Consider the following 2,518-nt stretch of genomic DNA (forward strand, 5'->3'; position numbering starts at 1 on the left):
CGGTTTCCAAAGAAATTGGAAGCAAGAATTTCTGAATACCAGAAGCAAAATGAGATTAGCACCTTTACACAAGCATTGTTTGAGTTAGTACGCATGCATTAGAAACGAAAGGCTTTTGAGCTGACGCTCAATCGGCATTCATCTTCCACTTTCGCTTTGCTTAGAAGTGAGAGTCTTCTGCCGAAAAACGATAAAAATAATAGCTAAATAAATTCCTTTTACTCATCTTTTAAAACGCCATATACTCGTTTTGGAGCTAAAACAATCACACTCATCGCGGGCAAAATAAGTTCCACAGAATGCTCTTGTTGATGGATAGATTTGGCTTCTGATTCAAGAACCCCTTGCCCCTCAACCCAAGTGCCCCCTAATTCTTTACGTTCCGTATTCCAAACTTCTGTGTAACTTCCCTTGTAGGGAACGCCTATACGAACATGATGCCGCTCAATGGGAGTAAAGTTACAACAAATGACCAAAAAGTCGCGCGCTTTTTTCCCTTTACGTATAAACAATAAGACTGATTCTTCTGCATTATCTGCATCTAGAATTTCAATGCCTTCTTCGTCATGATCTAATTCCCATAAGGCTCGGTGTTCTTTATAGAATATATTTAATGCTTGAGTAAAGTCCAAATGCGTTGCATTCATCTCATCTTCCAAACTTTGCCACTCTAAGCCTTCATCGTATTTCCATTCCAAAAACTGACCAAATTCATTCCCCATAAAGTTCAGCTTTTTCCCTGGATGAAACATTTGATATGATTGAAGAGTTCTTAAGGCTGAAAATTGATTATAGCGATCTCCAACCTGTTTATGCATCAATGATTTTTTCCCATGAACCACTTCATCATGTGAAAAAGGTAAGATGAAATTCTCATTAAACGTATACATAAATGAAAATGTAATCAATTGAAAGGCATCTTTACGATTCAAAGGATCCATCTCAAAAAAATTCAAGGTATCATTCATCCATCCCATATTCCATTTATAATTAAAGCCGAGCCCCCCTTCGCTGACTGGATGAGTAACTTTTTTCCAAGCCGTACTTTCTTCAGCCGCCATAATAAGTGAAGGATGTCTTTCAAAAAGGACGGTATTCAATTTTTGGATAAAAGCCACACCTTTTTTATTATCGTTACTGCCATCTTCATTCAGGGTCCAAGGCCCTTCATCGTAATCTAAATAAAGCATATTACTGACAGCATCCACACGAATTCCATCTAAATGAAAGGTTTCAATCCAAAATAGTGCATTTGAAATCAGAAAACTTTGCACTTGATTCTTTCCTAAATCAAAATTGAGCGTTCCCCATCGATTATTGTTGGCTAAATTAGGATCAGAATATTCGTATTGAGCTGTTCCATCATAATAAGCCATCCCATAATCATTTCGGTTAAAATGTCCAGGGACCCAATCCATCAATACGCCAATCCCTGCTTTATGAGCAGCTTCTACAAAATTTTGAAATTCTTCGATTGTTCCAAATTTTGACGATATAGCAAAAAAGCCAGTTGATTGGTAACCCCAGCTAGCATCAAGTGGATGTTCCATCAACGGCATAAATTCAATGTGCGTATAGTTCATTTTTTTAACATATGGAATAAGTTCTTCTTGAAGTTCAGGAATGGTATACCAAGACCCATCCTCATGATGTCGCCAAGAGCTTAGATGAACTTCATAAATATTTAATGGTCGCTGGTAAATGGGCCAGCGATTACGAGACGCTAACCAGCTATTATCGCCCCACTTTTTCTCTGGAAGTTCTTTAATAATAGAAGCATCTTTTGGACGAACTTCAAATTCCAAAGCATAAGGATCTATTTTAAACACAACAGCGTCATCATACTGAGTGACTTTATATTTATAACATTGCCCTTCTTCGGCCTCGGGAACAACAATCGACCACGCTCCGGTGTCCCCTACTTTTTCCATCTGATGATTTTCTTCCCAGTGATTAAAATCGCCGACGACAGCGATATTCTTCGCATTAGGTGCCCAAACAGTAAAACGCACGCCACCGTCTACCCTTTTATTGCCGAATGTGTGATAACTATCAAAATATTGACCATGATTAAATAAGTATAGTTCTTGATTGAGCTTTTCGATTGCATCCACCTTTGAATGTTTTTCCATAGTTATCTTCCCCTATTTTGAATAAAATATTTTACTCTATTATTTTCTCATTTATTTTTAATTTAACAGACATTTCTGTACTTAATAAAATGTTTTGATTAGTTTCATTGTACAGGATTCTGTTTTGAAACTCAAAATATATGATGAGGAACATTTCTCTATTATTATATAAATGAATCTAACTACAATAAAGAAATCGTTTTTTTAAAACTGATAATTTTTATAGTTCAACTTATTTTTCGAGCAATAAATATTAAGCTTCTAAAAATTAAACTAAAACCTTAAAATTAGAAAATGATTAGAAGTTATCCTTTGCTTTTTTCTTGATTGAACGATATAGAAGATTTTTATTTGAAAAGAAAATGCTAAAAAGAGACAAAAAAGCA

Annotated in this window: 1 protein-coding gene; it reads right to left on the reverse strand. The window is 35.5% G+C overall.

Features of this window, described 5'->3' with window-relative positions; translation table 11 throughout:
- Nucleotides 1–218: 218 nt before the first annotated feature.
- The gene (gene glgB, locus BUB96_RS10060; RefSeq protein WP_073298689.1) at nucleotides 219–2,132 is read right to left on the reverse strand and encodes a 1,4-alpha-glucan branching protein GlgB; all 1,914 of its coding nucleotides are present in this window, start codon (nucleotides 2,130–2,132) and stop codon (nucleotides 219–221) included.
- Nucleotides 2,133–2,518: the final 386 nt, after the last annotated feature.

The organism is Atopostipes suicloacalis DSM 15692, assembly GCF_900129085.1.
GTDB classification, from domain to species: Bacteria; Bacillota; Bacilli; order Lactobacillales; family Carnobacteriaceae_A; genus Atopostipes; species Atopostipes suicloacalis.

Coding starts and splice junctions, on each gene's coding strand:
- glgB (WP_073298689.1), bottom strand. CDS start 2,132: ATGGAAAAACATTCAAAGGTGGATGCAATCGAAAAGCTCAATCAAGAA.